A 21,727-nucleotide genomic window follows, 5' to 3' on the forward strand; every position below is an offset into this window, starting at 1 on the left:
GATAGGCGCGCATTGTGTTTTGGCGCAGTAGTTCAACAGGAAACTTAGTATGTCTTGGTGGAAAAAGCGCCAAGGACCCTGCTGATCTCCCGCGCAGTACCCGCCGCGGCCTCGCCGTATTCCTGATATTTGGCAGGCACAATCCTGCTTGACGGCCCGGAAATGGAGATGGAACCTGCCGCCACACCGCCTGGGCCAAGCAAGGGAACCCCAATCGAGGTAATCCCAGTGCTGAGACCCTGTTCATTGATGGAGTATCCACGGGCACGGGTTTCACCGATCATGGCCCGGAGCTGCGCCGGGTCAATCACGGTCTGCGGCGTTAGTGCCTCTAGGGGTGCGGCTAGATATTCATCCACGATTTTGTCCTCGGCGGCGGACAAATAGGCAATCCCGGTGGAGGACGCGTGCATCGGCAAGCGGGATCCCAGTGGCAGGAAAGCCCTGAGGACATGGGGCGTGTCCAGGCGTTCGATGATGAGCATGTGCCCGCGGTCCGGGACGGCGAGGTGGACAGTCTCCGTGGTGTCCAGCTGCAATGCGTTCAGGGGCCCCATAGCGGCGTCGCGGATGACCGAGCCGCTGCTGCCCCGGCTGGCAACGGCAAACGCGTGGTTGGTCAGCACCCACTTTCCCGCCTGGGCTTCAGACTGCGCCACCCATCCCAATTCCGCCAGGGTCCTGAGCATGCGAAGGACCGTAGCCTTCGGGACGTCCAGCTCACGGCTCAGCTCCGACAGGCCCGCCGGCTGGTTGTCCGAGACGGCTTCGAGAACCCTGATCGCCGTGACCACACTCTGCGTACTCATTCACACGCCCCCTTGACCGCTGACTTTCTTATGACCTACGGTACAGGCGATTTCCCAGAATGAACCATTGGTTCATCCAGTGAACCGACGATGTTTGATTGGAGAACGGGTCTTGGAACAACAAATAGCTGCCCTCGCCATCTTTGTGGGCGTCTTTGTCCTCGCAACCCTGCGCAAAGTGCACATTGGCGTGCTCATGTTCGCAGCGGCTGCGGGCGTTGGCGTTTGGATGGCAGGGATGACCATCGACAAAGTGGTGGCCGGCTTCCCCATCGGGATCCTCGTCCTTCTGGTGGGGGTTACGTATTTCTTCTCGATCGCCCAGGCCAACGGAACGATCGACCGCATCATTGAGCTGGCCATCACCAAAGTGGGTGACCGGGCTTTTTTCCTGCCGATCGCCTTTTTCGCGCTCACCATCGGCATATCTGCAATGGGCTCCCCCTTGGCAGGCTTGGTCATGGCACCGATCGGCATGCCACTTGCCAAACGCTATGGCATCGACCGCATGTTAATGGGGATCGCCATTGGGTCCGGCCTGAGCGCAGGTGGCTTCGCCCCCACCAGCTTGTTCGGCATTGTCACGTACGGTACGGCCCGGGCTGCAGGGATTGACCTCGATCCTCTGGTCCTCTTCACCGTCGCTTTGGGAACCAATCTCCTTCTGTTGGCCGCCGCTTACGTCATGTTCGGCGGGTTCAGGTTGCTCAACACGCGTACTGCTGACGGTTTCGGCACCCAGCTGCCGTCCTTCAGCGCAAGCCGCCCGACGCCGTCGCACCCGTTTGAGCGCGAAGGCAACATTGCCCGAGGCAAGCAAGCAGCCGTCCAGGTCCTTGACCCTGCCGCGGCGACGGAGGTACCGGCATCGGCCTCAAAGCTCAACCGCAACCAAATCATCACGGTGCTGTGCATGGCGGGGCTGGTTGTCACCGTCATTCTGATGTCGGTCCTAGGCTCAAATCCGGACATCGGCGTTCTCTGCTTCGCATTCGCCTCAGTCCTTACCCTCCGCGATCCACAATCGGGCAAATCGGCTGTAGCCAAAATCGACTGGTCCACGGTGTTGCTGGTGGGCGGGATCATCACGTTCGTCGGAGTCCTTCAGACCATGGGAGCCGTCGCTATGCTCGGCGAAGCAGCGGGCGCCGTCGGGACTCCCCTGCTGGCCGCGCTGGTGATCTGCGGGATCGGCGGACTCATCTCCGCGTTCGCTTCCACCACCGGAATGCTCGCGGCGCTCGTGCCGCTGGCATTGCCACTCGTGGCCTCCGGGGACATTGCCGGGTGGGCTGTCATTGCAGCGCTGGGCGTGTGCTCCTCGATTGTGGACGTCTCACCGTTCTCGACCGTCGGCGCAACAGTCGTGGCCACGGCAGATGCAGAAGAGCGGCCCCGCATCACCAGGCTCCTCACCCGGTGGGGTTTGTCCATGGTGGTGATTGGACCCCTCCTGTTGGTCGGTGCGCTGGTGGTTCCATCCAGCCTCTAGTTTTCCTACCGGTTTGCTTTACTACGCACGAAAGGTGCCCACCATGCTCAAACCACTCCGCGGAATCACCGTGGTCGATCTCAGCCGAGCCCTCGCGGGACCCTACTGCACCGCACTCCTGGCCGATATGGGTGCCCGGATCATCAAGGTTGAAAGCATCAACGGGGGCGATACCTCCCGCCAATGGCCGCCGTTCCAGGACGGCCACAGCCTCTACTTCGATTCTGTGAACCGGAACAAATCCTCTGTATGTGTCGATTTCTACTCGGCCGAGGGACGCGACATCCTCTCCACGCTGATTGCCGAAGCCGACGTCCTGGTGGAGAACTTCAAGCCCGGAACCCTGGCGAAAATGGGGTTCGACTCTCCACGATTGGAAGAGCTCAATCCCGGGCTCGTCGTCGGATCCGTCACCGGGTTCGGCAGCACTGGGCCCCTCAAGGACGACGCCGGACTGGATCAGGTCATCCAAGGAATGTCCGGCCTGATGTCGGTCACGGGAGCCGGCCCTGGTGAAACGTACCGAGTCGGGGTCCCGATCGTGGACATCACCTCCGGAATGGTGTGCGCGTTCGGGATCCTCGCAGCGCTGCTCGGAGCCCGCAATGGTGAGAACGCCAGCAGGGTGTCCACATCGCTTTTGGAAACCGCGTTGAACCTGTCTGCTTTTCAGGGACAGAAGGCGCTCAGCCTCGGTGAGGCGCCCACGCCTCAGGGCAACAACCACCCAGTCATCGCCCCCTACGGCACGTTCGCTACCGCCACGGAAACCATCAATATTGCCGTGGGCAGCGACAAACAATGGAAGGCATTCTGTGGCCTTTTGGGCATTCCCTTGGCCGTAGAGGATCCCCGCTTCATCGCGGGGGCGGACCGCTCGGCCAACAGGCAGCTGCTTACGGAACTCATCGAAGCTGCTTTGACGGCCAAACCAGCCGCTGAATGGGTGCCGCTGATCAGCGGCGCAGGGATCCCCTGCGGCCCCATCTACAACTACACACAGGCTCTCGCCTCTGAGCAGGTTGCAGCTCTGGGTCTTGTCCAGCACAGCCAGCGGCGGGACGGCTCTGAGCTTCCGCTCCTACGCGGGCCTTTGAGCCTGGACGGCGAGGCCAGCGAAATCCTGTCGCCCCCGCCGCTTCTCGGCGAACACACCACCGAAGTACTCATGGAACTGGGCATGACCCACGACGACGTCGCCCGGCTTGAGCGCGAGGGTCGCGTTCTGTGCGGGCCGGCGTCGGTTTCGGCAAAGATTGGAGTCCTGCGATGAGCACAGTTTCCCAGGCTTACCGTGTTTCCCCTGAGGGCCTTGTGGGCCGCATCGCGGTTTCCGTTGCTGATGGCATAGCGACCGTGGAAATCTGCAACCCTGCGCAGCGGAATGCCCTAACCAAGGCCATATGCCTGGAAATCCAGGAGCTGATGCCCACGCTCGACGCCGATCCCGATATTGCCGTGGTGGCTCTACGCGGTGCGGGCGACACGTTCTGCGCGGGGGCTTCCATCAGCGAGCTCTCGTCCGTGTTGTTGGACGCCCAGCCGGACGGTTCGGTTGTTGACCAGCTGAGCCGGGCCGATCACGCCATTTCATCGGTCTCCAAGCCTACGGTGGCACTGATTGACGGCGCCTGCATGGGCGGAGGGTGGCAGATCGCCTCGGCTTGCGATTTCATCATCGCCAATGAGCGCGCCGTCTTCGGGCTGACTCCGGCCAAGATCGGCATCATCTACCCACGCCCCGGCATCGAACGGCTGGTCCGGCTGGTGGGGCATGCCAACGCTAAATACATCCTCCTTACCGGGCAAACATTTGACGCAACGCAAGCCCAGTCGCTGGGTTTGGTGGCCGACGTCGTTCCTTCAGCGTCCTTTGACCAACACTGCGACGCCCTTCTTGGTTCCCTGCGGAGCCGTTCGCGCTTCTCGGTGCATTCCATGAAGCGGCTGGTGGACCTGGATGCCTCGGATGCCGGGCAGCCTGACATCGACCAGGAGTGGGCTGCGGCTTGGTCCGCAATGCCTGATGGTCCTGACATGGAAATCGGCATCAGCGCGTTCCTGAACCGTGAGCAACCGCAGTTTATGTGGCGGCCCCATGGCTGACTGCGGCGCCGCCGAGGCGTGATCTATGCCTCAATCAGGGACAAGGCTGGCCTCCCCTCCGTTGAAAGAGAGACGACGGGAGGCCCATGCTCATTGTTCTGACAGGAATAGACGGTTCAGGAAAGACGACGGCGGCCCGCGCCTTGGTGGATTCGGCTCGCGCCGAGGGGCACGATGCGCTGCTGCTGAGTAACCATGCTGCACGCCGACGGATGTCGCTCTTTTCGGAGCGGTTTGGGTGGAGCTTGCCGCCTCGGGGGGCCGATTTTGTAGAGACGTGCATCCGCGTGGTCAACGTCCTTGTTTCGCATGCGCGAGCCCTGCGGTTCGACGGCTTGGTGGTCATGGACAGGCATCTGTACTGCCAACTTGCCCTGCGCCGCGCTGCTGGATTGAGCCGGGGCCGGCTGCTTCCGTGGTTGCTGGAAAAGCTCCCTGATCCGGACCTCACGGTCCACCTCGATGTTGATCCGCAGCATGCATTCGAAAGGGTCATGGCGCGCGGCACCGATCACGAAGAGTTGGCAAATCTGGAAGCGTTCCGGAGTGCCTACCGCTCGCTCCCGGAGTTCGGCGACTCTGTGGTCGTTGACGCCAACGGAACGCCCGAGGACACGCTCGCCCTGCTGAACACGGTAATCGCCGGAAAGGAACCCGTGCGGGTTTGAACCCCATCCCTTCTGATTTGTGCCAGCACTCGGCTAGTGTGGGCTCACTTGTCGATTTGGGACCATGGGGGTCAAATGGAATTTGCAGAACGGCTTGCCGCTCTGGCGGCAAAGGTCCGCCAACAGCGCGGGGTTATCGAGACAGAAGAAGCGACGAAAAATGCCTTCGTCATGCCATTCATCTCGTCGATTCTGGGCTACGACGTCTTCAACCCGTTGGAGGTGGTCCCGGAGTTCACGGCCGACGTCGGCGTAAAGAAGGGCGAGAAGATTGACTATGCCATCGTCAAGGATGGCGAAATTCAGATCCTCATCGAGTGCAAGAAGTCCGTCGAGCCAGTAAAGATCGAACACGCATCCCAGCTCTTCCGCTATTTTGCGGTGACCAACGCAAGAATCGCGATTCTCACCAACGGCGAAACCTACCAGTTTTTCACGGACCTCGACGCGCCCAACCGGATGGATGCCAAACCGTTCCTAGTCCTTGATCTAAACGATATTGACGAGACTCTCCTACCGGAACTCCAAAAGCTATCCAAGGACGTTTTTGATCTTGATTCCATCATCGGGGCAGCGAGTGAACTGAAGTACATCGGAGAACTCAAAAGAACACTTGCCGCACAGTTCCGTGAGCCGGAAGATGAATGGGTCAAGTTCCTCACCACACGCGTCTACACGGGGCCATATACGCAGCGTGTTCGCGAGCAATTCACCATGTTGGTGGGGAAAGCAACCAAGCAATTCCTGAATGACCAAGTCAATGAGCGACTCAAGAAAGCTCTCGGTGCCCAGGCCTACACAGCAACCGACGAGATGGCCGCTGCTGCTGTCTCCAGTCGACCGGTCGCCGAGGCGGACCTTGTAGAAGCCGACGCCATTGAGACGACACTGGAAGAAATCGAGGGTTACCAAATCGTGCGGGCCATCGTGTGCAGCGAGGTGAAGCCTACCCGTGTAGTGCAAAGGGACGCTAAGTCATACTTCGCCGTTCTCCTTGACGATAACAACCGTAAACCGATCGCTCGGCTTCATTTCAATCGAAGCCAGAAGTACCTCGGGCTGTTCGACGCCAACAAAGAGGAAACACGAGTACCGATTGGCTCCTTGGAAGAAATCTACGACCACGCGGAGGCACTTCGCGGGAGTGTAAAGAGCTACCTCTAAAACAGCGCAGTTACGCAAATGTAGCTTCTTCCCACGCGTGATCACTGCTGCAGTGAGCGGGTTACTCCGGATGGAGTAACCCGCTCTTCTATTGGGCTGAGCCTTTTACCCCTTGTCCAACCAGAATTACAACCGTTGAAACTCCCCAAAGCCCCGGATAGGGTTGCCGGACCGTCCAACCACATCATCGTCTGGGAAAATACTGGGAGAACCATGACACATGTGAGACGCCAATTGGCTGCGGTCACCGCAGCCCTGGCCCTAAGCGTGACAAGCGGAGCAGTAGCCAGTCCGGCCTTCGCCGATCCTCGCGAAACCGAGAAAAACCCCACAGCCACCGGATACGGCGGTGCCGTGAGCACGGTGGATCCGGAAGCTTCGGCGGCCGCCATTGAGGTCCTTCGCAAGGGTGGGAACGCAGCCGACGCCGCTGTCGCTGCGGCCGCCACCCTCGGCGTCACCGAGCCATACAGCGCCGGTATTGGAGGCGGCGGCTACTTCGTTTTCTATGACGCCAAGACCAAGCAAGTCAGCACCATTGATGGCCGCGAAACCGCGCCGGCAACCATGCCAAACGATGCGTTCATCGATCCCGCCACCGGCAAGCCATACCTCTTCACGACCAAGAGGCCGGAACTGCCAACAGGCGGAGTCTCCGTAGGCGTCCCCGGCACTCCCGCCACCTGGGAACGAGCACTTGAGCGATGGGGCACCCTGAACCTGGGCGAGGCACTCAAACCCGCCATCAAGGTAGCCAACCGCGGCTTCGTGGTGGACGATACGTTCCGAAACCAGACCCTGGACAACAAGTTTCGCTTCAACACCTTCACCTCCACCCAGGACCTGTTCCTCCCCGGCGGTGACGCTCCCGCCGTCGGAAGTATCTTCAAGAACCCCGAACTGGCGGAGACCTACCGCCTGCTGGCGAAGGAAGGCAGCGGTGCCTTCTACACCGGTCCACTCGCAGAAGAGATGGTGTCTGCAGTAAAGAAGCCCCCGACGTCGGGTGACACTGATCTTCCCGTGCCACCGGGGTTCATGACCACTGACGATCTGGCTGCCTACAAGGCAGTGGACCAGGATCCGACTCACGTGAAGTACCGCGGTTATGACGTCTACGGCATGGCACCATCCAGCAGCGGCGGCACCACCGTTGGCGAGTCGCTGAACATCCTTGAAAACTTCCAACTCAAGGACATGCAGTCCGTAGACGCACTGCACCATTATTTCGAGGCCAGCTCCTTGGCGTTCGCGGACCGCGGCGCTTATGTGGGCGACCCGGCGTTCGTTGACGTACCCACTGATGTCCTCACAGACCCGATTTTCGGTAAGGAACGCGCCTGCAAGATTGATCCGACCGCGGCAGCCCCCAAGCCGGTTAGCCCGGGAGACATAACAACGTACGACGGCGTGTGCCCGGCCCAGGCGGCACCGCTCGCCGACGAGACAGATACTGAGAACATTTCGACCACCAACCTGACGGTCGCCGACAAATGGGGCAACGTGGTGGAGTACACGCTGACCATTGAGCAGACAGGCGGTTCCGGAATCGTCGTCCCAGGCCGCGGATTCCTGCTGAACAATGAGCTCACCGACTTCAGCGCCGTGTACAACGCCACTGACCCCAATAGGATCCAGCCAGGCAAGCGTCCGCGTTCTTCGATGTCGCCAACCATCATCCTTCAGGACGGCGACCCCTTCCTGGCGCTCGGCTCCCCCGGCGGATCCACCATCATCACCACGGTGTTGCAGACCATCCTGAACCGCGTTGATCTGGGGATGGACATCTCCGAGGCCATCGCCGCCCCGCGTGCTGCTCCCCGAAACGGGCTCACCGTGAGCTCCGAGCCGGCATTCATTGATGCTTACGGTCCCGCGCTGGAATCCTTAGGGCATGATTTGGTCCCTGCCGGCGATGCATTCACCTCGGCAGCCGAAATTGGTGCCGCCACGGCAATTGAGTTTGGCGAAGATGGAAAGCTCACCGCCGCAGCCGAGCCGACGCGTCGTGGAGGAGGATCCGCGATGGTACTGAAACCAACCGACGGGCCGTGACTGATGCATTAGCCCGGAAACAGGCCTCGGACTGTTGCCTGCAGCTTGTGCAAGGCCGGGTTCGCTTGGGTGCTGGCAGCTTGGGTGCCGGCGACTCTGGTGCTGGCAGCGAATTTCATGAGTCCGCGACATGCGAGTCCGGCGTCAGTCAGCTCGCCGCTCAGCAGAAATTCAATCAGTTCGTCGCTTGGAAGTAGGCGCACAAAGCCCGCCTCGGACGCGTCCCACGAAGGGTCGCCGCCGGGGCGGGCTTCTGCTGCGATGACGATGTGCTTTCTCCTGGACGAGTTGGCGGACCACCACTCGGATCCTGCGTAGTACACGGCCGACGATGCATAGCCTGTTTCCTCGGCCAGCTCGCGTTGGGCTGCCTCCACCGGCGATTCGTCATCGTTCAGGTAGCCCCCGGGCAGCTCCAGCAATGTCTTCCCGGGCCCGACGCGGAACTGTTCAAACAGCACCACATCGGTTCCGCCCTCGGTGAAGGCGAGGACCGCGGCGGAGTCCGGTCCCGCAATGATGTCCCATGTTGAAACCGTGCCATCCGCTTCCAGGTACGTGTCCTGGTTGATGGTGACAAAACCCTTATACGCACGCGTAGACCAGAGCTTCCGCCACAATTCGTTCGAATCGTTCACTCTTGGCGGTTGGTCTTGAGTTCCCGGCAGAATCTCCACACCATCACCAACGAAGCTACTGCAATGATGATTCCGGAAATAAGGGACCAAACAGACTCGCTGCCGCTTGAGAGGAAAATGTAGACAGCATAGGAGGCCATGGTTAGGGCGAGAAGAAGCCATGTCATCGGTTTTACATTCACAGTGAGTTCCTTGATCTGTTGGTAGAACTGAATCCGTCGAAGCTGGCTTCGATTCTCATGAGTGCCCTCCCGTGGAGTTGCCGCGTTCGGGTTGTCCGGGCCATAACGGGGAACGTGAAACGGCCTGCCAGAGCCACTCCCCCAGATTTGTCTGGCGCTGGCTGGTTACTTCCGCCCGCCCGGACGCGGGAAGTGAAGTGCTTTCTTCCACCTGACCGGCGTAGGCCAGCACAGGCAGAGTGGTGTCTGCGAGCGCTATGGGAACGATGGCGTCCACTGGCGCCATGGATGACGACGGCGGGTGGTCGCCGATGCTGGCCCGGCCCAGATTTTCGTGGAAGATCATTCCCTGCGACTGCAAGGCGACGTTGTCGCCCTGTTCCAACGAGTGATCCTCAGCTTCGCTGGGCGTCACGATCAACAACTGACCATCCGTATAGGTGTAGCCCGCTATGGTCACCTGGTTCACAGGGAGCACGGCGAGAAGCGTCCCGATCGCAAGAGAGCCCAGAAGCGTAGTAAGGGCACGCCGCCACAATGGGCTGCCGTTTTCCGCGGCCACCCGGAAGAACTGGATGATGCTCCTGCTCGCCATCACCGCGAGCAGGCAGAGGAGGGCAACGACCGCGATGTGCCCTGCATAGCCGAGCGCCAGGAAGATGGGCACGATGCGTTGGAAGCCCACGAGCATAAAGCCGACGCCGGCAACGGAGCTCGCCAGTCCGAACCATGGAAGCAAACCGCTGCCGCGAAAAGTGGATCGGGCGCCGAGAAGCCGGGAGCCAACCACGTCAGCCAGTGCCTTGACGGATTTCTGGCGAAGGTGCGGAATGTCCACGGCCGACATCAAGGCAACGTAGCCGTCCAGCTTGATGAACGGGAAAAGATTCAAAATGGCGACAGCCCAACAAATGACTCCGTAGAGAAGGGCCGCGTCTTTAATTGAGGATGCCGGAAGAAAGGTCTGGACCGCCAGCGCAATGCTCCCCAGGCCCAGATGCACCAAGGGCCCGGCCAAAGCAATCACTACCCGCTGCTTTCGGGAGTTCAACCGCCACCCATCGGTTACGTCGCAGAAAAAGGCGGGAGAGAGGTAGAACAGCATGATGCCAATACGCCGAGGCGCGCCACCAAAGTAGGTGAGGGCCATTCCGTGGCCGAGTTCATGCAGCAACGTGGAGGCAAACATCGCACCGGCCACGGCGAGATATACCTCAAGTGCTAGCGGCGTCGCCATGACCCGCCAAATGCTTGAGCCAGCAGCCAAGGCCCCCAGTATGCCGCCTAGGAAAAGCAAGGCAAGGGGCACCACAGCTATCGGCCTCGCCATGGCGGCAACCGCAGGACGGAATAGCAGCAGGAGTGGCGCCGGGTTGAACAAGGTGAACTGCACCGTCAGCGGTGCCCGGAACTGAACACGTCGGTCCGTCCTCACCTGCCTCCTCGATCCTTGCGCCCTCAATTCGTGCGCACCGTCGTCGAAAATACCTGTGTGGGCCAGCTGGCGAACGATCCCCATGACGTCGGCAGCCGTCCACGGCAACCCCAGGAGTCGGGCGATCTGGGCCGGGTCCCTCTCGCCATCAACTGCCCTGAGCACAGCAGCTACATCTGCTGAGATTCGGGCCTTGGGCACATTGTTCAGGGCAATAATCCACGGCCCTCCGTCGTGCAAGGGCTCATCAACAGATGCCGATGGGATCAACTGAACTGGCCACTGGGCAACGGCCGGAACCTTGCGCGATCCGGACATAGCGAGCTTTCTCATATCAGTGGGTGCGGTGTTAAGGACAAGCCAGCAGGACCGTGCGGAATAAGGACCGCTTTGGTTTCGTCCATGGTCAAAGGAACCGCTCCCGGACAGATTGCTTTACCGGCTATCCAACCAAGCTCCCGAATTGCCGCCGGGAGGCGGTGAGTAAGGCTGACCCAGTGGGATTGGATGTCGCGCCGGGCCAGATACTTCACCAAGTCCTTCACTTCCGGTGTGGGTTTGAACGCCGGAAATCGGGCTGGCTTGAACGATCGGAGCCAGGAAGACAGTTCAGCCAAGGCTTGCTCGGTGGTCCAGAAGTCCGCACGGGATTCGTCGTCTGTTACCTCTGGAGATGCAGCCGCAGACGGCGTCCGAGACAGGAAGAGTTCGCGAATTTGCAGGCCTTCCTGGAGTGCTCCCCTCAGGGCGACGATGGGGCCGGCTGCCGCTTTGAGTCCAACAGCGCCAAACTGCCCATTCCCGGCATGGCCGGTGATGATGCAGACCGCTACGTGCAGGGGGCTGTCATCCTGCGGGATGAAGGCGAGGGTGAAGTCAACGCCCGCAGCGCGGGCAGAGTCCACGAGCAAGAACAAAGCCAGTGTCCCCTGCGAGTCACGTACGTCTGCGGGCATCTCCTCGGCCACAAACTCGTTAAGCGGAGCCCTTCGACGCCATGCAGAAAGGAAGGCATCGCGCTCAATGACTTCTCCGATGCCGGACACTTGTGCAAAGCGTTCCGCCGGACCCGAAGCGGCACCGTTCGGCGAAGGATCAAAGAACCCGCTCCATGGATCCCTGTCCGCAGATCCACCGGCCGTGTAGTCCACCGTTGGCGCCGGTACGTATGATTCCTGGCCAGTCAGCAAGTTGGTGGCCCGGTACCAGGGGAACTCAAAAGCGAGGGCAGAGGCGCGTCCCAACCCTGCGCTGACAAAATCGATCTGCCCTTCCGTCTGATCCCTCGGAACAACAAGGTGTTCGACGTCGGCTTCGGCGGGCATTAAGGCGAAACGTTCTACGGCCTCCCCTGCGCCCCGCGTTATGGAGGCCCGTTTCTTCACATCAAAAGCTCCGACGGCGGTTGCAAAACCCTCCCCACGTGGCCGCCCATTTGCGGGCGACGCTACGGTTCTCCAGAGCCCCACGTCGTTGGGTAAGTAGACGGTCGCCGAGGACACGAGTCCCAGCGACGGATCAAGCGTAAGTACGGGATCGACGCTCATCTGCCACCCACCCACAACTCGATGTCATTCAAGCCGGGTACCTGCGTTGCCAGTCGAACCGGACGACGCTCCAGGATGGTGAGGCCCTCCGCGAGTACCTCTTCCTCGATGAGAGCGTTACTGACGAAGGCGATATCGCTCGAATACGCGGACGAGCGGTACGTACCTCCTTCATTGAAGCCAACGTGAATCATGGTTACGTGCCGGGCACCGTTGACCGGATCACGGCTTTCCACGGTGATGAGGAATGCGTCGTCGCCCAACGCTGAAATTGTGGTGCCGCCGTCGTGTCCTTCTGATGGATGGTGGCTGTCGGCGTTGAGTACCGTCAATAGGAAACGGCCGTCCGGCGCCAAGGCGTTGCGGACGCGGCGGAACAACTCCTTCCTGCCCAGAGTGTCCAGAAGCGTGATGGAACTGGCACCTAGAACGACGCAACCGAAGCCGCCGTCGACCTCAAACCGGGACATGTCCGCCTCGACCAATACTGTTGACACTCCGCGGGGATTAAAGGCTTTGGTTGCGATCCTTTCTGCGAGCATTTCGAGCATTTCCGGGGAAGAATCGACGGCGGTCAGGGGTCTTCCGAGGGCAAGGAGCGGGCGGGTGATCCGGCCGGATCCTGCAGCCAACTCAAGGATGGGTCCGGTGGTTTGGCGGGCAGCGGCCAGGATCTCGGGAAGTTCGGTCAGGTCCCCGGCGGTGATCTGGTCGTAAAGGCGGGCCCCTGAAACGCTGTACAAATCCTCAGGAGGATCCAGGTGGCCAAGGACGCGCAGGATGGCATCAGCAGACTTGTCAGGTGGGGTATTCATCAGCTCGTGTTCTCCGGGAGTTGGTAGGTGTCCGCGATACACGCGGGCGGCAGCGAAGGGTCGCGCCACCCGCGTGCACAACCTAGGTGGCGGCGATTCCGACGACGATGCCGGCGATGATGATGACGTCACCAACGCGGACATACCACGGTGTATCGTCCGGGGTGTCGAGGTTCTCCAGTTCTTCGATGCTCAGCTGAAGGTTCGAGGTTGCGATCATTGCGTTCTCCTTTCTTCTGTTGTGGATCGTCCTGTTCTTGGACTATTCGGTCTCCAGGACGGGTCAGGTGATGCTGACGGCGATAACGCCGATGGCAACTCCCTGGGACACTCCGATGAACCAGTTGTTGAAGTCCGGGGTATCCAGCGATTCGATTTCCTGGATGGAGATGTTGAGCTGTTTCTGCATTTGCGTTCACCTCCCTTCATTGCGGGGTTGACTGGACGGCGCGGGTTCATCAGGTGATGGTGACGGCGATCCCGATCAACGCAAGGCCCACGGTGACCCCGTGGATGCGTTCGCTCCAGTCGTCAGGGACATCGAGGCTTTCCAGTTCCTGGACGTTGAGATCCAAAGTCCTGGGTGCAGGCATGTTGCTCATGTGCTCACCCCCTTTCCCTTACCGCTGGTAGCTCGCCCACTGGGCCTGGCAAGTTCTTGTTGGTCGAGTGATGCCTCGAAGAGGACATGCTGGACCTGCATGGCATCAAGGCCCCGCAGCATCGGCAAGCCACCGCCCCAGTTTCGGAGGGCAGCGTCAGTAGTTTTCACCAATGCCTCCTGGCTGATGATGTCCATGCCAGCGATGCCCCACCGCCGCATCAATTCACTGATGCCCTTGGCCGGGTTGGGGTCCAGCGAAGGATCCGCTTCTACTACTACGGACCAGAGCTTCAGAAGCCGGCCACCGTCACCCCAGGCTGCGCTTCCGTTGGCCACCTCCGCCCAGATGGGGCCGATGACGGAGGCAGTGGCGGTCATCTTTCGAACTCCCGTGACATGGGCAAGTTCGTTGGCGACATACCAGTGCTTCGCTCCGTATGGGTCGCGGCCCACCAGCGCCCAACCGGTATGCGTCTCCATACTGAGGTGGGCAGCTATGAGCCGCAGCTCGGGCACATCCTCACGCATCAGCCGATTCCCGAGCCGGACAATCCGCACCAAAAGTGAGTAACCGTCGTCATCGAAAATGCTGGAACTGCTGCCAATCAAGGTCCCTGCCACCCGGAGGAATGCCTCGAGCAATCCTTCGAAGAGCAGGTGCGTGGGCAGGGTGGCGAGATTGCCGGCGTCGAGCACTGCTACGTCACCCGACAGGTGACGTGAGGCGATCAAACGGCGCCCGACGGAGGTGTCCAGGCACGCTACAGCGCTGACTTCGGCACCGGTCCCCACCGTTGACGGCATGAGGACGGTCCGGGGACGCTCATTTGGATAAGAAACGGGAGGCAGGACTATAAGGCCCGAGCGCTTGGCATGGCGTTCGACGAAGATCGTCAGGCTTGGGTCTGCGGTGAACAGCGCCGCGAGTTTCACGGCGTCCATCACGGAACCGCCGCCAAGTCCCACAACGGTCTGAATTCGATGCTGGCGAATGAACCTGCCTACATGCCGCAGTGTCTCTACGGTGACGGGGGCCGCGTTCAGCTCCAGGGTTGGCGCTCCACTCAAGTCGCCGGCCAAGAGGGCATCTCTTTGTCCCGCAAGCGTTTTGTCCACCACCAGTCCGGTCCGGCCCCGCGTGAGTCCGCCAACGTACTTGGGCGCGATTCCTTCCCCCAGAACGACGCAACGCGTCCGCCAGACGCGGTCGGCGGTCATGCGAACACTCCGTCGCGCTCAGCTTTTGTTATCCCGGCTTGAATGGCTGTGTGGAGTTCCTCGAAGTTCTCCGTGGTGTAGATCAGCGCAGGAAGGAGTTGAATCCGTCCAGGCCCGGGCTGCACAATGGCGCCTGCTTGATGAATTCGCCTGACGACGGCCATGACCTGGTTCGGTGATAGGGGCAGCCCCTTGTCCGACTGGAGCTTGATGCCCCGCATGCAGCCCCGGCCTGAGGATCCGCCCACCACTGGATTGCTTCGGAGTCTGGAAATGAGCTCGTCCAGGGCTGCTGACACCCGCTGAGTCAGGGCGTGGTGATCCAGCCTTTTCATCTCGGAAATCGTGCTGAGAAGCGCAGCGCAGGCAGCTGGAGTTCCGGCTTGGGTTTCGCCGTGGACAAAGATGGCCTCGTTCACATCGAAGAGCCGGGTTACGCGTGGGCCGATCAGCAGCGCGGCGCATGCGCTTGTGCCGTTGGTCAGACCCTTTGAAGTGACAACGACGTCCGGAGCGTGCCGCCACTTATCTGAAGCGAACCACCCTTCAACCCTGCCGAACCCTGTGGCGACTTCGTCAGCGACAACAAGGAACCCATGCTCCTCCCTGTGCCTGAGGACTGCGGCCACGAAAGCGTCCGGCACAAATTCCGCGCCTGAACCAAGGACGGGCTCAATGACGATCGCCGCGACGCGGTGTCCCTCCCGTGTCAGGAGTCGGGCCAGCTCCGCGCCGTCGTCGTCGAACCGGATATGCCGGACGTTCCGCCTGTCCACTCCATACACCGCTTGGCCGAGGTCGTCGCCGCTGAGTGCCTGACTGCCATAGGTGAGCCCGTGGTAGCTGCCACTCAGCCCGATGATGAGTTTGCGTTCGGGTTGCTTGTCCAGGACAAAGTAGTGGCGGGCCAGCTTCATGACGGCGTCGTTGGCGGCGCTGCCTGACGTGGAGAAGAGAACTCGCTGGAACTTGTGGGTGGGCAGTTCAAGGAGTGCTTTGGATGCCTCGAGGGCTCTGCTGTGCGCCGTCCGGAAGAGCGGGAGGTAGGACGCTGTTTCCAGTTCCTTGGTTATGGCCCCGGCAATCTGTGCATTGCCGTAGCCGAGGTTCGCGTTCCACAGGCCGCTCTTCGCGCAGAGACGTCGTTGCCCGTCCTCGAAAGTTACATGGACCCCTTGGGCGCTGACGGCTGTGTAACTTGTTGCTTCGAAACCGTTCTGACTGACGAGTGGGACCCAGAGCGGGAGCTGTGTCTTGGGCGTTGAGGATACGCTCATCGGGTTGCGCCGATGAGGTCGATGCCCAGCTGTTCGAACTGGTTCAAGACCGCCGTCACGGCACCGGCTGCCACGGATTCGGAGACGTTGAGGGCTGGCCCTATGACTGCAGCGGCTGCGTGGGCGTCCCGGAAGTTCGAGACGGCCTCGATGATAGTGGCCGCGTCAATCCCGATTCTGAAGATGCGGCCGGACGTGGTGTCCAAAAGACTGTGCTCACCACCGTGCCGAATGATGAACGGTGCGCCTGGCGATGGCAGCTCGCCATCTGCGGAGGCTCCGTAAAGGCTTAGGCCGAAGCCAGCAAGCTGAGTGCTGGCACGGTCCTCCCGGGGTATGAACTTCCAGGCATCCAATGCTGCAAGGTAGCGCGGGATCCATGGCCTGGTTGCCAGCGAGTCGCGAACGCTCCGGGGGTCGCGTATCGAAGCAACCACAGCCTCGGGCTGAAGCGCGAGCGATTTTCTTTGGAGATCGTGAAAGGGATCGCCGATTCGGCCGATCTTAGCGCCGTACGGACCGCTGAGGACTGTTCCGTCGGCCGCTATGTGCAGCCTCGCAAGATGTTGGGAGCTTTGTCCGGCCAACAATCCGCGTTCTGCCAAGACTGCGTTGACCTCGATGAGCTGCCGAATAAAGTGGCCCGAACGGCGGGCTTCGTCGGCGTCGTCGAAGAATGCCAGCCAGTCATCATCGGAGGTGATGCGGACAAGCGTGACCCCCACAAGATTCACGAAGGGAATGGCTACGTAGTCCTGGATCTCCAGGCTGAGCGTGCCGTCCACCAGGAGCTCTTCCCCGGAAACATCGAAAGTCCCGGACACCGGAATAAGGCGTTCATCGTCCGCATCACCGTTCAGGACAAGAACAACGCATTGCTCACCTGCAAGCTCCTTCGCGTACGGCACATGCTCGGAATTCTCAACAAAAATTGTGCATCCGGGAATTCGCCCGGGGATCCCGGTGATCCACTGATCTACCGCCGCGGCAGTGGTCTGTTGTTCGTTCAGCGTCAATTACCCAACCCCCAATAGTTGTGCACGTTCCTGTGGGCGGCCCTCGATGCTTGCTCGAGGGCTCGTCCTTGAGAAGGACACTATGGGCGCGCTGAACGGACCTGCCGCGAAAAACTGGAACTAGGTGGCGAAAGGGCCAAAATTAGGTGGTGTTAGGGGCCACCTAGGTGCTGGCTCAAGGGGGTCTAGGTGGTAGCTGAGCTGTACGCCGTCTGGACGCTACTTCGCTGTCACGGTCAGCCCATAGGCCGCTTTGACCCAGCCCAGGAACTCGGCATCGAGATCTCGCGGTGAGCCCAGCACGAACTCGTGATGCCATCGGGAAGCCGAGACCTGCTGCGACCGATGCAAGCGATCCGTATCCAAGGCATGGTCCAAGACCACGTTGACCAGAAGACCGCCCTTACGCGGATGGATACCAAGAAATGCGCGGCCGTTCATGACGTGGAACGACGTCTGCTTTTCCTCAACGTCAAACGGGCCCACCGACGTCAGGGCTTCCACTAACGCTGCGAGAACTTCAGAGGAAACGGAATCGCCATCAATGCGTTCACGAGCTGTCCGAGCCATGGAGAAAGCCTACGCGCAACCGAACACATGACGCATGGGACGTTATCCCAGGCGCGCCACACTTCGGCGGGAAGCCCGGGGTGCCGAGCCGTCGGAGAGGGTGGCGTGAGTCTACCCTTCGCGCTCTAGAAGTGCGGTTCCCGGTTAGTGCCCGAACATCTCCAGGCAGCCGCCGTCCATGATGCTCCCACCGGTCTCCACTGTGGCCGGGCCCGTGAGCGGAACATACCCGTACAGGCAGCCCCCGCTGGGTACTGTGACCCCGAACCTGACGCCGTTGCCGCCGTCGTCCGTCTGTACTTCCTTGAGGCTTAAGGCTGTGAACGCGGTTTCGACGTCATCGGCGTTTGCTGGCCTCGTGAGCGCATCCAGCGCTTGGCGCGCGGGACCGACGTGCGCGTCAAGCTGTGCGAGCATTTCCGGGGTCAACTTCCTGCGTTGACGGTAGGTTTCGTTCGCTGCCATGGCCGCTTCGCCGTCGTACTGCACACAGTTGCTGTCCGTCCGAAGTTCCGTGCCGGCGCTCGGGCAAGCGGCGGTTGGCGTCGGAGAGGGGCTGGTTGAGGTTGAGGCCGCCGTCCCCGGCACTGCGCACCCCACCACTGCGGAAAGCACGACGGCGGTAATGGTGAGTGCCGCTGGCACCGGCCATGATCCTGGTTTCCCCATCCAAGGGACCTTACGGGAAGAGTTGTGCGCCGGGCAGTTAATTTGTCCAACGATTTGAATATGTTACTTTGAGTTCCGCATCGTCGAACGATTTTGGGGGAAATCAATGACAGCGAAGCCCAGCAAGAAGGCGAAGAACTACTGGATGGCGGTGCCCGCTGCGTATGGCGGAACGCTGACGGTTGTGGTGATCACCGAATGGCCCTGGCCGCTCATCGCAGGTGCCGCTTTTGTCCTGCTACTCATTCTGCAGCGATTCCATGGGCGCGCAGAACACAAGGACCGGGTTGAACCCGGAACGGATAGCGCCACACTGGGACTGCTGAGCTCCACCTTCGGCGCGGCTGCCATCCTGATCCACGGATCCGTTATCGCAGCTTGGGCGGGGCCCCTTCTGGGACTGATCACCTTTGCTGCCTTGTACTTCTGGCTCGCCAGGCGGGGCAGGATCCATCAGCACTGAATACGAGAAGGGCTGGGCCGAACGCGGATGTGCGCCCAACCCAGCCCCTCGCCATGGAACGAATTACAAAACCGTCGTCCGCGACAACGACAGATCCTTCGTCTCGCGGAAGAACAACACCACCACCACCGCGGACACCAAGGCCATCCCCATCAGGTAGAACGCCGGCGCCAACGGAGTCCCGAATCCTGCCACCAACCCGGTTGCCACGAACGGAGCCGTCCCACCGAACAACACGTAGGCCAGCGTGTAACCGATCGCAGACCCGGAAGCACGAACCGATGATGGGAACATCTCCACCAGGGCCGGAACGTTGGACGTGCCAATCACCGCTACCAAAGCACCCAGGACACTGGTGCCCAGGATCGCGAAACCGAGCCCCAAAGGCATGATGGAGAATGCCGGAATGGTCATCACCACAAAGCCAACACACGCCACCAGCAGCATCCGCTTGCGGCCGTAACGGTCGCTGGCACGCGCGGCCAGAGGGCACACTGCCGTGTACACCAGCATCGTGATTACGCTCGTGATCATCGATTCAGTGCTTGAGTAGTGAAGGCTCGAGGTCATGTACGCGATCATGTAGCTGCTCATCAGGTAGTAAGCGATCGCGTTGGTGATGCTGTAGCCAAACAGTGTGAAGATCTGCCGGGCGCAGAGCCGGATGGCATCGCCCAGCGGCTTCTTTGCTACTTCGCCCTTCTTCTCCAGACTGCGGAACACTGGTGTGTCGTCCACCTTGGATCGGATGTACAAACCGATGAGACCCAGCGGTGCAGCGAGCAGGAAGGGGATTCGCCAGCCCCAAGCCTGAAGGTCAGCGGGACTCAAAGTTGCAGTAATGGCCGCGCCGAGCAGAGCGCCGGCAACAGAAGCCAAGCCGACCGTGGCCGGGATGATGCTTGCGTACGTTGCCCGCTTGCCTTCCGGCGCATACTCCACGATGAACGCCGACGAGCCCGTGTACTCGCCGCCGGTCGTGAATCCCTGGACTGCCCGGAACAAGAACAGCAGGATCGGAGCCCACACGCCGATCACGGCGAACGTCGGCAGGATGCCGATGCAGAACGTGGCCGCGCTCATGATCACCACGCACAGACCGAGCATCTTGTTGCGGCCAATCCGGTCACCGTAGCGTCCAAAGAAAGCCGCCCCGAGCGGCCTGGCGATGAAGCCGCCGGCGAAGATCGCCCACACGGCCAGAAGTGACGCCGTCGTGGAGTAATCGGGGAAGAAGAGCTTCGCGATGGTCACTGACATGACCGCATAAGCGGCAGAGTCGAACCACTCCACGAAATTTCCGACGGCGGCTGCCGCGGCCACGCGCTTGAGGCTGCGCCGGGGTGAAGACTCAGTTTCAGCGACGTTCTGGGTCATGGCGTTCATGATGGCTGTCCTTCGAGATGGGGAGAAGGGGTGGTGTGTGGCAGAGCCCGGAGCTGGGCCCGCTGGACTTTGCCGGTCGCCGACTTCGGCAGGTCGGCGACGTATTCAATGAACCGCGGATACGCGAAGCGGGAGAACTTCTCCTTCACATGTGCCACGATCCGTTCACTCAGGTCCGCTCCCCCGGAGTGGCCTGGCATGAGTTCGATCCAGGCCTTGATGGACTGGCCGCGGAGTTCGTCCGGAACGCCTGTCACTGACACGTCCTGGACGGGATCGAGCTCTCGGATCACGGCCTCCAATTCGTACGGCCCCACGCGATAGCCGGAGGTTTTGATGACGTCGTCGGTCCTCCCCAGGAACCAGAAATAGCCATCTTCGTCGGTGTAGGCCTGGTCCTTCGTGTGGTACCAGTTGCCTCCAAATGCGGTGGCGGACGCCTCCGGCAAGTTCCAGTATCCCAAGGGAAACTGCGGGTTGGAGCGGGCTCGGAGGCAAATCTCGCCGGTCTCGCCCGTGGGCACTTCTTGCTCGTTCTCGTCCAGCAGGCGAACTTCCCAACCGGGCAGCGGCTTGCCCATCGAGCCCGGCTTTACGGGCACGTCCGGGTAATTCCCCAGCAGCGGGTACGACTCCGTTGAACCGTAGTAATCCAGGAGTGTCACGCCGTACTGCTCGCCGAACCATTCGATCAACTCCGGCGTCAGCGGCTCATTGGACGAACAGACCGTCCGCAGTGACAGCGGGAAGCGGGTACCGGCGTCGGGCACGTCCTCGCGCATCTTGCGCAGGAACGTCGGATTGACCAGCGCGCTGGTGACTCGGTGGCGGCTCATAGCGTCCAGGAGGTTTGCGGGGTCGAAGCCGCCTTGCGGACGGAAGACCAGATGCGTGGCCCCGAGCCGGAGCGGGCCCATCAGCTTGGCGAGCGACCAAGCCCAGTCCCCGGCGCCGTAGAAAACGTCGCCATCGCCGAGTTGGTGGCAGTACTCGAATTCATTGTGGCCGAGGAGCGTGCGGTGCGCGTGGACGATTCCCTTGGCGCGGCCGGTGGTGCCGGACGTATAGAAGATGAGTGCGGGATCGTCAGCTTTGGTTTCGACGCTCTCGAAGTCCGTGGTTTCGGCGGCGATTTCCGGGCTGTCGATATCGATGAACGTACCCTCGTAACCCTCGAACAAGTGCTTCGCAGACTCTTCCGCGATGATCACCGACGCGCCGCTGTCCTCCAACCGGAAACGGATCGGCTCCGCGGCCCAGAGGAGGGACATCGTCACCAGAATCGCACCCGTCCGCAGCACGCCCAGATACGCGGCGGGAGTATCGGAACGCTGAGGCAGCAGGACGGCGACGCGGTCGCCCTTCTTGATGCCAGCCCTTTGGAGCGTGACCGCGATTTGCCGCGAACGGTCCTGGATTTCACCCCAGCTCACCTCGCGTTGACCCTCGACGGCGGACTCCAGGATGAGTGCCCGCTTGTCCCTCGGGTGGTGGTCGGCGACGTCGACGGCCATATTGTAAAGGTCGGGCACCTCCCAGCGGTGGGAGTTTCGTAGTTCGGTGTAGGGGTCTTGGGTTGCGGTGGTTGTCATGGTTTGTCTCCTCTGGTTCTG

At 61.0% G+C, this 21,727-nt stretch carries 23 protein-coding genes; 7 read left to right on the plus strand and 16 right to left on the minus strand.

The genetic code is table 11. The annotated features are described in order from the left end of the window. Positions 1-44 precede the first annotated feature (44 nt). A complete protein-coding gene (locus tag LDN90_RS20595) occupies positions 45-809 on the minus strand; it encodes an IclR family transcriptional regulator (protein WP_223946913.1) in 765 nt (254 codons plus the stop codon). A gap of 112 nt (positions 810-921) precedes the next feature. On the opposite strand from LDN90_RS20595, the gene LDN90_RS20600 reads away from it, so the two are divergent. From LDN90_RS20600 to ggt, 6 genes are all read left to right on the plus strand, one after another. Then, positions 922-2,301, plus strand: a complete 1,380-nt coding sequence (locus LDN90_RS20600; RefSeq protein WP_223946914.1) for an SLC13 family permease — start codon at positions 922-924, stop codon at positions 2,299-2,301. A 43-nt stretch (positions 2,302-2,344) separates the two neighbouring features. Continuing rightward, positions 2,345-3,574, plus strand: coding sequence for a CoA transferase (locus LDN90_RS20605; protein WP_223946915.1), 1,230 nt, complete (start codon positions 2,345-2,347; stop codon positions 3,572-3,574). Beyond that, complete coding sequence (locus tag LDN90_RS20610) at positions 3,571-4,407, plus strand: enoyl-CoA hydratase/isomerase family protein (protein WP_223946916.1); 837 nt, start codon at positions 3,571-3,573, stop codon at positions 4,405-4,407. Before LDN90_RS20605 ends, LDN90_RS20610 begins: the two co-directional genes overlap by 4 nt. A gap of 86 nt (positions 4,408-4,493) precedes the next feature. Then, a complete protein-coding gene (locus tag LDN90_RS20615; protein ID WP_223946917.1) occupies positions 4,494-5,075 on the plus strand; it encodes a dTMP kinase in 582 nt (193 codons plus the stop codon). A 75-nt stretch (positions 5,076-5,150) separates the two neighbouring features. Then, complete coding sequence (locus tag LDN90_RS20620) at positions 5,151-6,239, plus strand: type I restriction endonuclease (RefSeq protein WP_223946918.1); 1,089 nt, start codon at positions 5,151-5,153, stop codon at positions 6,237-6,239. A 213-nt stretch (positions 6,240-6,452) separates the two neighbouring features. Continuing rightward, a complete protein-coding gene (gene ggt, locus LDN90_RS20625; protein ID WP_223946919.1) occupies positions 6,453-8,294 on the plus strand; it encodes a gamma-glutamyltransferase in 1,842 nt (613 codons plus the stop codon). A gap of 8 nt (positions 8,295-8,302) precedes the next feature. Here ggt and LDN90_RS20630 read toward each other — a convergent pair whose 3' ends face one another. The 13 genes from LDN90_RS20630 to LDN90_RS20685 form a co-directional block, all read right to left on the minus strand. Further along, positions 8,303-8,932, minus strand: coding sequence for an NUDIX hydrolase (locus tag LDN90_RS20630; RefSeq protein WP_223946920.1), 630 nt, complete (start codon positions 8,930-8,932; stop codon positions 8,303-8,305). Then, positions 8,929-9,114, minus strand: a complete 186-nt coding sequence (locus LDN90_RS20635; protein WP_216926535.1) for a hypothetical protein — start codon at positions 9,112-9,114, stop codon at positions 8,929-8,931. Before LDN90_RS20635 ends, LDN90_RS20630 begins: the two co-directional genes overlap by 4 nt. 55 nt (positions 9,115-9,169) lie before the next feature. Beyond that, a complete protein-coding gene (gene mpaP, locus LDN90_RS20640) occupies positions 9,170-10,867 on the minus strand; it encodes a daptide biosynthesis intramembrane metalloprotease (RefSeq protein WP_223946921.1) in 1,698 nt (565 codons plus the stop codon). 11 nt (positions 10,868-10,878) lie between these two features. After that, complete coding sequence (locus LDN90_RS20645) at positions 10,879-12,096, minus strand: YcaO-like family protein (protein ID WP_223946922.1); 1,218 nt, start codon at positions 12,094-12,096, stop codon at positions 10,879-10,881. Further along, entirely contained in the window at positions 12,093-12,911 is an 819-nt protein-coding gene (mpaM, locus tag LDN90_RS20650) for a daptide-type RiPP biosynthesis methyltransferase (RefSeq protein WP_223946923.1), read from the minus strand. Before mpaM ends, LDN90_RS20645 begins: the two co-directional genes overlap by 4 nt. An 82-nt stretch (positions 12,912-12,993) precedes the next feature. Further along, a complete protein-coding gene (locus LDN90_RS20655; protein ID WP_216926539.1) occupies positions 12,994-13,131 on the minus strand; it encodes a daptide-type RiPP in 138 nt (45 codons plus the stop codon). A gap of 63 nt (positions 13,132-13,194) precedes the next feature. After that, positions 13,195-13,320 (minus strand): daptide-type RiPP, encoded by a 126-nt coding sequence (locus LDN90_RS24235; RefSeq protein ID WP_256449754.1) that lies wholly within the window; start codon positions 13,318-13,320, stop codon positions 13,195-13,197. A gap of 49 nt (positions 13,321-13,369) precedes the next feature. Further along, complete coding sequence (locus LDN90_RS20660) at positions 13,370-13,513, minus strand: daptide-type RiPP (protein WP_223946924.1); 144 nt, start codon at positions 13,511-13,513, stop codon at positions 13,370-13,372. Further along, positions 13,510-14,733, minus strand: coding sequence for a daptide-type RiPP biosynthesis dehydogenase (gene mpaC / locus LDN90_RS20665; RefSeq protein ID WP_223946925.1), 1,224 nt, complete (start codon positions 14,731-14,733; stop codon positions 13,510-13,512). Before mpaC ends, LDN90_RS20660 begins: the two co-directional genes overlap by 4 nt. Next, positions 14,730-16,010 carry a daptide-type RiPP biosynthesis aminotransferase gene (mpaD, locus tag LDN90_RS20670; RefSeq protein WP_223946926.1) on the minus strand — a complete coding sequence of 427 codons (1,281 nt, stop codon included), beginning with the start codon at positions 16,008-16,010 and terminating at the stop codon, positions 14,730-14,732. Before mpaD ends, mpaC begins: the two co-directional genes overlap by 4 nt. Next, complete coding sequence (mpaB, locus tag LDN90_RS20675) at positions 16,007-17,026, minus strand: daptide biosynthesis RiPP recognition protein (protein ID WP_223946927.1); 1,020 nt, start codon at positions 17,024-17,026, stop codon at positions 16,007-16,009. Before mpaB ends, mpaD begins: the two co-directional genes overlap by 4 nt. Positions 17,027-17,245: 219 nt before the next feature. Beyond that, the gene (locus tag LDN90_RS20680) at positions 17,246-17,596 is read right to left on the minus strand and encodes a DUF5655 domain-containing protein (protein ID WP_223946928.1); all 351 of its coding nucleotides are present in this window, start codon (positions 17,594-17,596) and stop codon (positions 17,246-17,248) included. Between the two features lie 144 nt (positions 17,597-17,740). Then, on the minus strand, positions 17,741-18,241 hold the full coding sequence (locus LDN90_RS20685) for a hypothetical protein (RefSeq protein ID WP_223946929.1): 501 nt from the start codon (positions 18,239-18,241) through the stop codon (positions 17,741-17,743). Between the two features lie 130 nt (positions 18,242-18,371). Between LDN90_RS20685 and LDN90_RS20690 the strand changes: the two genes are divergently transcribed. Beyond that, positions 18,372-18,728, plus strand: a complete 357-nt coding sequence (locus tag LDN90_RS20690) for a hypothetical protein (protein ID WP_223946930.1) — start codon at positions 18,372-18,374, stop codon at positions 18,726-18,728. Between the two features lie 63 nt (positions 18,729-18,791). Here the strand turns inward: LDN90_RS20690 and LDN90_RS20695 are convergent, their stop codons facing one another. Continuing rightward, positions 18,792-20,114 carry an MFS transporter gene (locus LDN90_RS20695; RefSeq protein ID WP_223946931.1) on the minus strand — a complete coding sequence of 441 codons (1,323 nt, stop codon included), beginning with the start codon at positions 20,112-20,114 and terminating at the stop codon, positions 18,792-18,794. Beyond that, the gene (locus LDN90_RS20700; RefSeq protein WP_223946932.1) at positions 20,111-21,706 is read right to left on the minus strand and encodes an AMP-binding protein; all 1,596 of its coding nucleotides are present in this window, start codon (positions 21,704-21,706) and stop codon (positions 20,111-20,113) included. Before LDN90_RS20700 ends, LDN90_RS20695 begins: the two co-directional genes overlap by 4 nt. Between the last annotated feature and the right edge of the window lie 21 nt (positions 21,707-21,727).

The organism is Arthrobacter sp. NtRootA1, assembly GCF_019976975.1.
GTDB classification, from domain to species: domain Bacteria; phylum Actinomycetota; class Actinomycetes; order Actinomycetales; family Micrococcaceae; genus Arthrobacter; species Arthrobacter aromaticivorans.

Bases quoted from the DNA above. Each gene is read 5' to 3' on its own strand.
- LDN90_RS20595 (WP_223946913.1), bottom strand. From the start codon at position 809: ATGAGTACGCAGAGTGTGGTCACGGCGATCAGGGTTCTCGAAGCCGTC.
- LDN90_RS20605 (WP_223946915.1), top strand. From the start codon at position 2,345: ATGCTCAAACCACTCCGCGGAATCACCGTGGTCGATCTCAGCCGAGCC.
- LDN90_RS20610 (WP_223946916.1), top strand. From the start codon at position 3,571: ATGAGCACAGTTTCCCAGGCTTACCGTGTTTCCCCTGAGGGCCTTGTG.
- LDN90_RS20615 (WP_223946917.1), top strand. From the start codon at position 4,494: ATGCTCATTGTTCTGACAGGAATAGACGGTTCAGGAAAGACGACGGCG.
- LDN90_RS20620 (WP_223946918.1), top strand. From the start codon at position 5,151: ATGGAATTTGCAGAACGGCTTGCCGCTCTGGCGGCAAAGGTCCGCCAA.
- ggt (WP_223946919.1), top strand. From the start codon at position 6,453: ATGACACATGTGAGACGCCAATTGGCTGCGGTCACCGCAGCCCTGGCC.
- mpaP (WP_223946921.1), bottom strand. From the start codon at position 10,867: ATGTCCGGATCGCGCAAGGTTCCGGCCGTTGCCCAGTGGCCAGTTCAG.
- LDN90_RS20645 (WP_223946922.1), bottom strand. From the start codon at position 12,096: ATGAGCGTCGATCCCGTACTTACGCTTGATCCGTCGCTGGGACTCGTG.
- mpaM (WP_223946923.1), bottom strand. From the start codon at position 12,911: ATGAATACCCCACCTGACAAGTCTGCTGATGCCATCCTGCGCGTCCTT.
- LDN90_RS20655 (WP_216926539.1), bottom strand. From the start codon at position 13,131: ATGATCGCAACCTCGAACCTTCAGCTGAGCATCGAAGAACTGGAGAAC.
- LDN90_RS24235 (WP_256449754.1), bottom strand. From the start codon at position 13,320: ATGCAGAAACAGCTCAACATCTCCATCCAGGAAATCGAATCGCTGGAT.
- LDN90_RS20660 (WP_223946924.1), bottom strand. From the start codon at position 13,513: ATGAGCAACATGCCTGCACCCAGGACTTTGGATCTCAACGTCCAGGAA.
- mpaC (WP_223946925.1), bottom strand. From the start codon at position 14,733: ATGACCGCCGACCGCGTCTGGCGGACGCGTTGCGTCGTTCTGGGGGAA.
- mpaD (WP_223946926.1), bottom strand. From the start codon at position 16,010: ATGAGCGTATCCTCAACGCCCAAGACACAGCTCCCGCTCTGGGTCCCA.
- LDN90_RS20680 (WP_223946928.1), bottom strand. From the start codon at position 17,596: ATGGCTCGGACAGCTCGTGAACGCATTGATGGCGATTCCGTTTCCTCT.
- LDN90_RS20690 (WP_223946930.1), top strand. From the start codon at position 18,372: ATGACAGCGAAGCCCAGCAAGAAGGCGAAGAACTACTGGATGGCGGTG.
- LDN90_RS20695 (WP_223946931.1), bottom strand. From the start codon at position 20,114: ATGAACGCCATGACCCAGAACGTCGCTGAAACTGAGTCTTCACCCCGG.
- LDN90_RS20700 (WP_223946932.1), bottom strand. From the start codon at position 21,706: ATGACAACCACCGCAACCCAAGACCCCTACACCGAACTACGAAACTCC.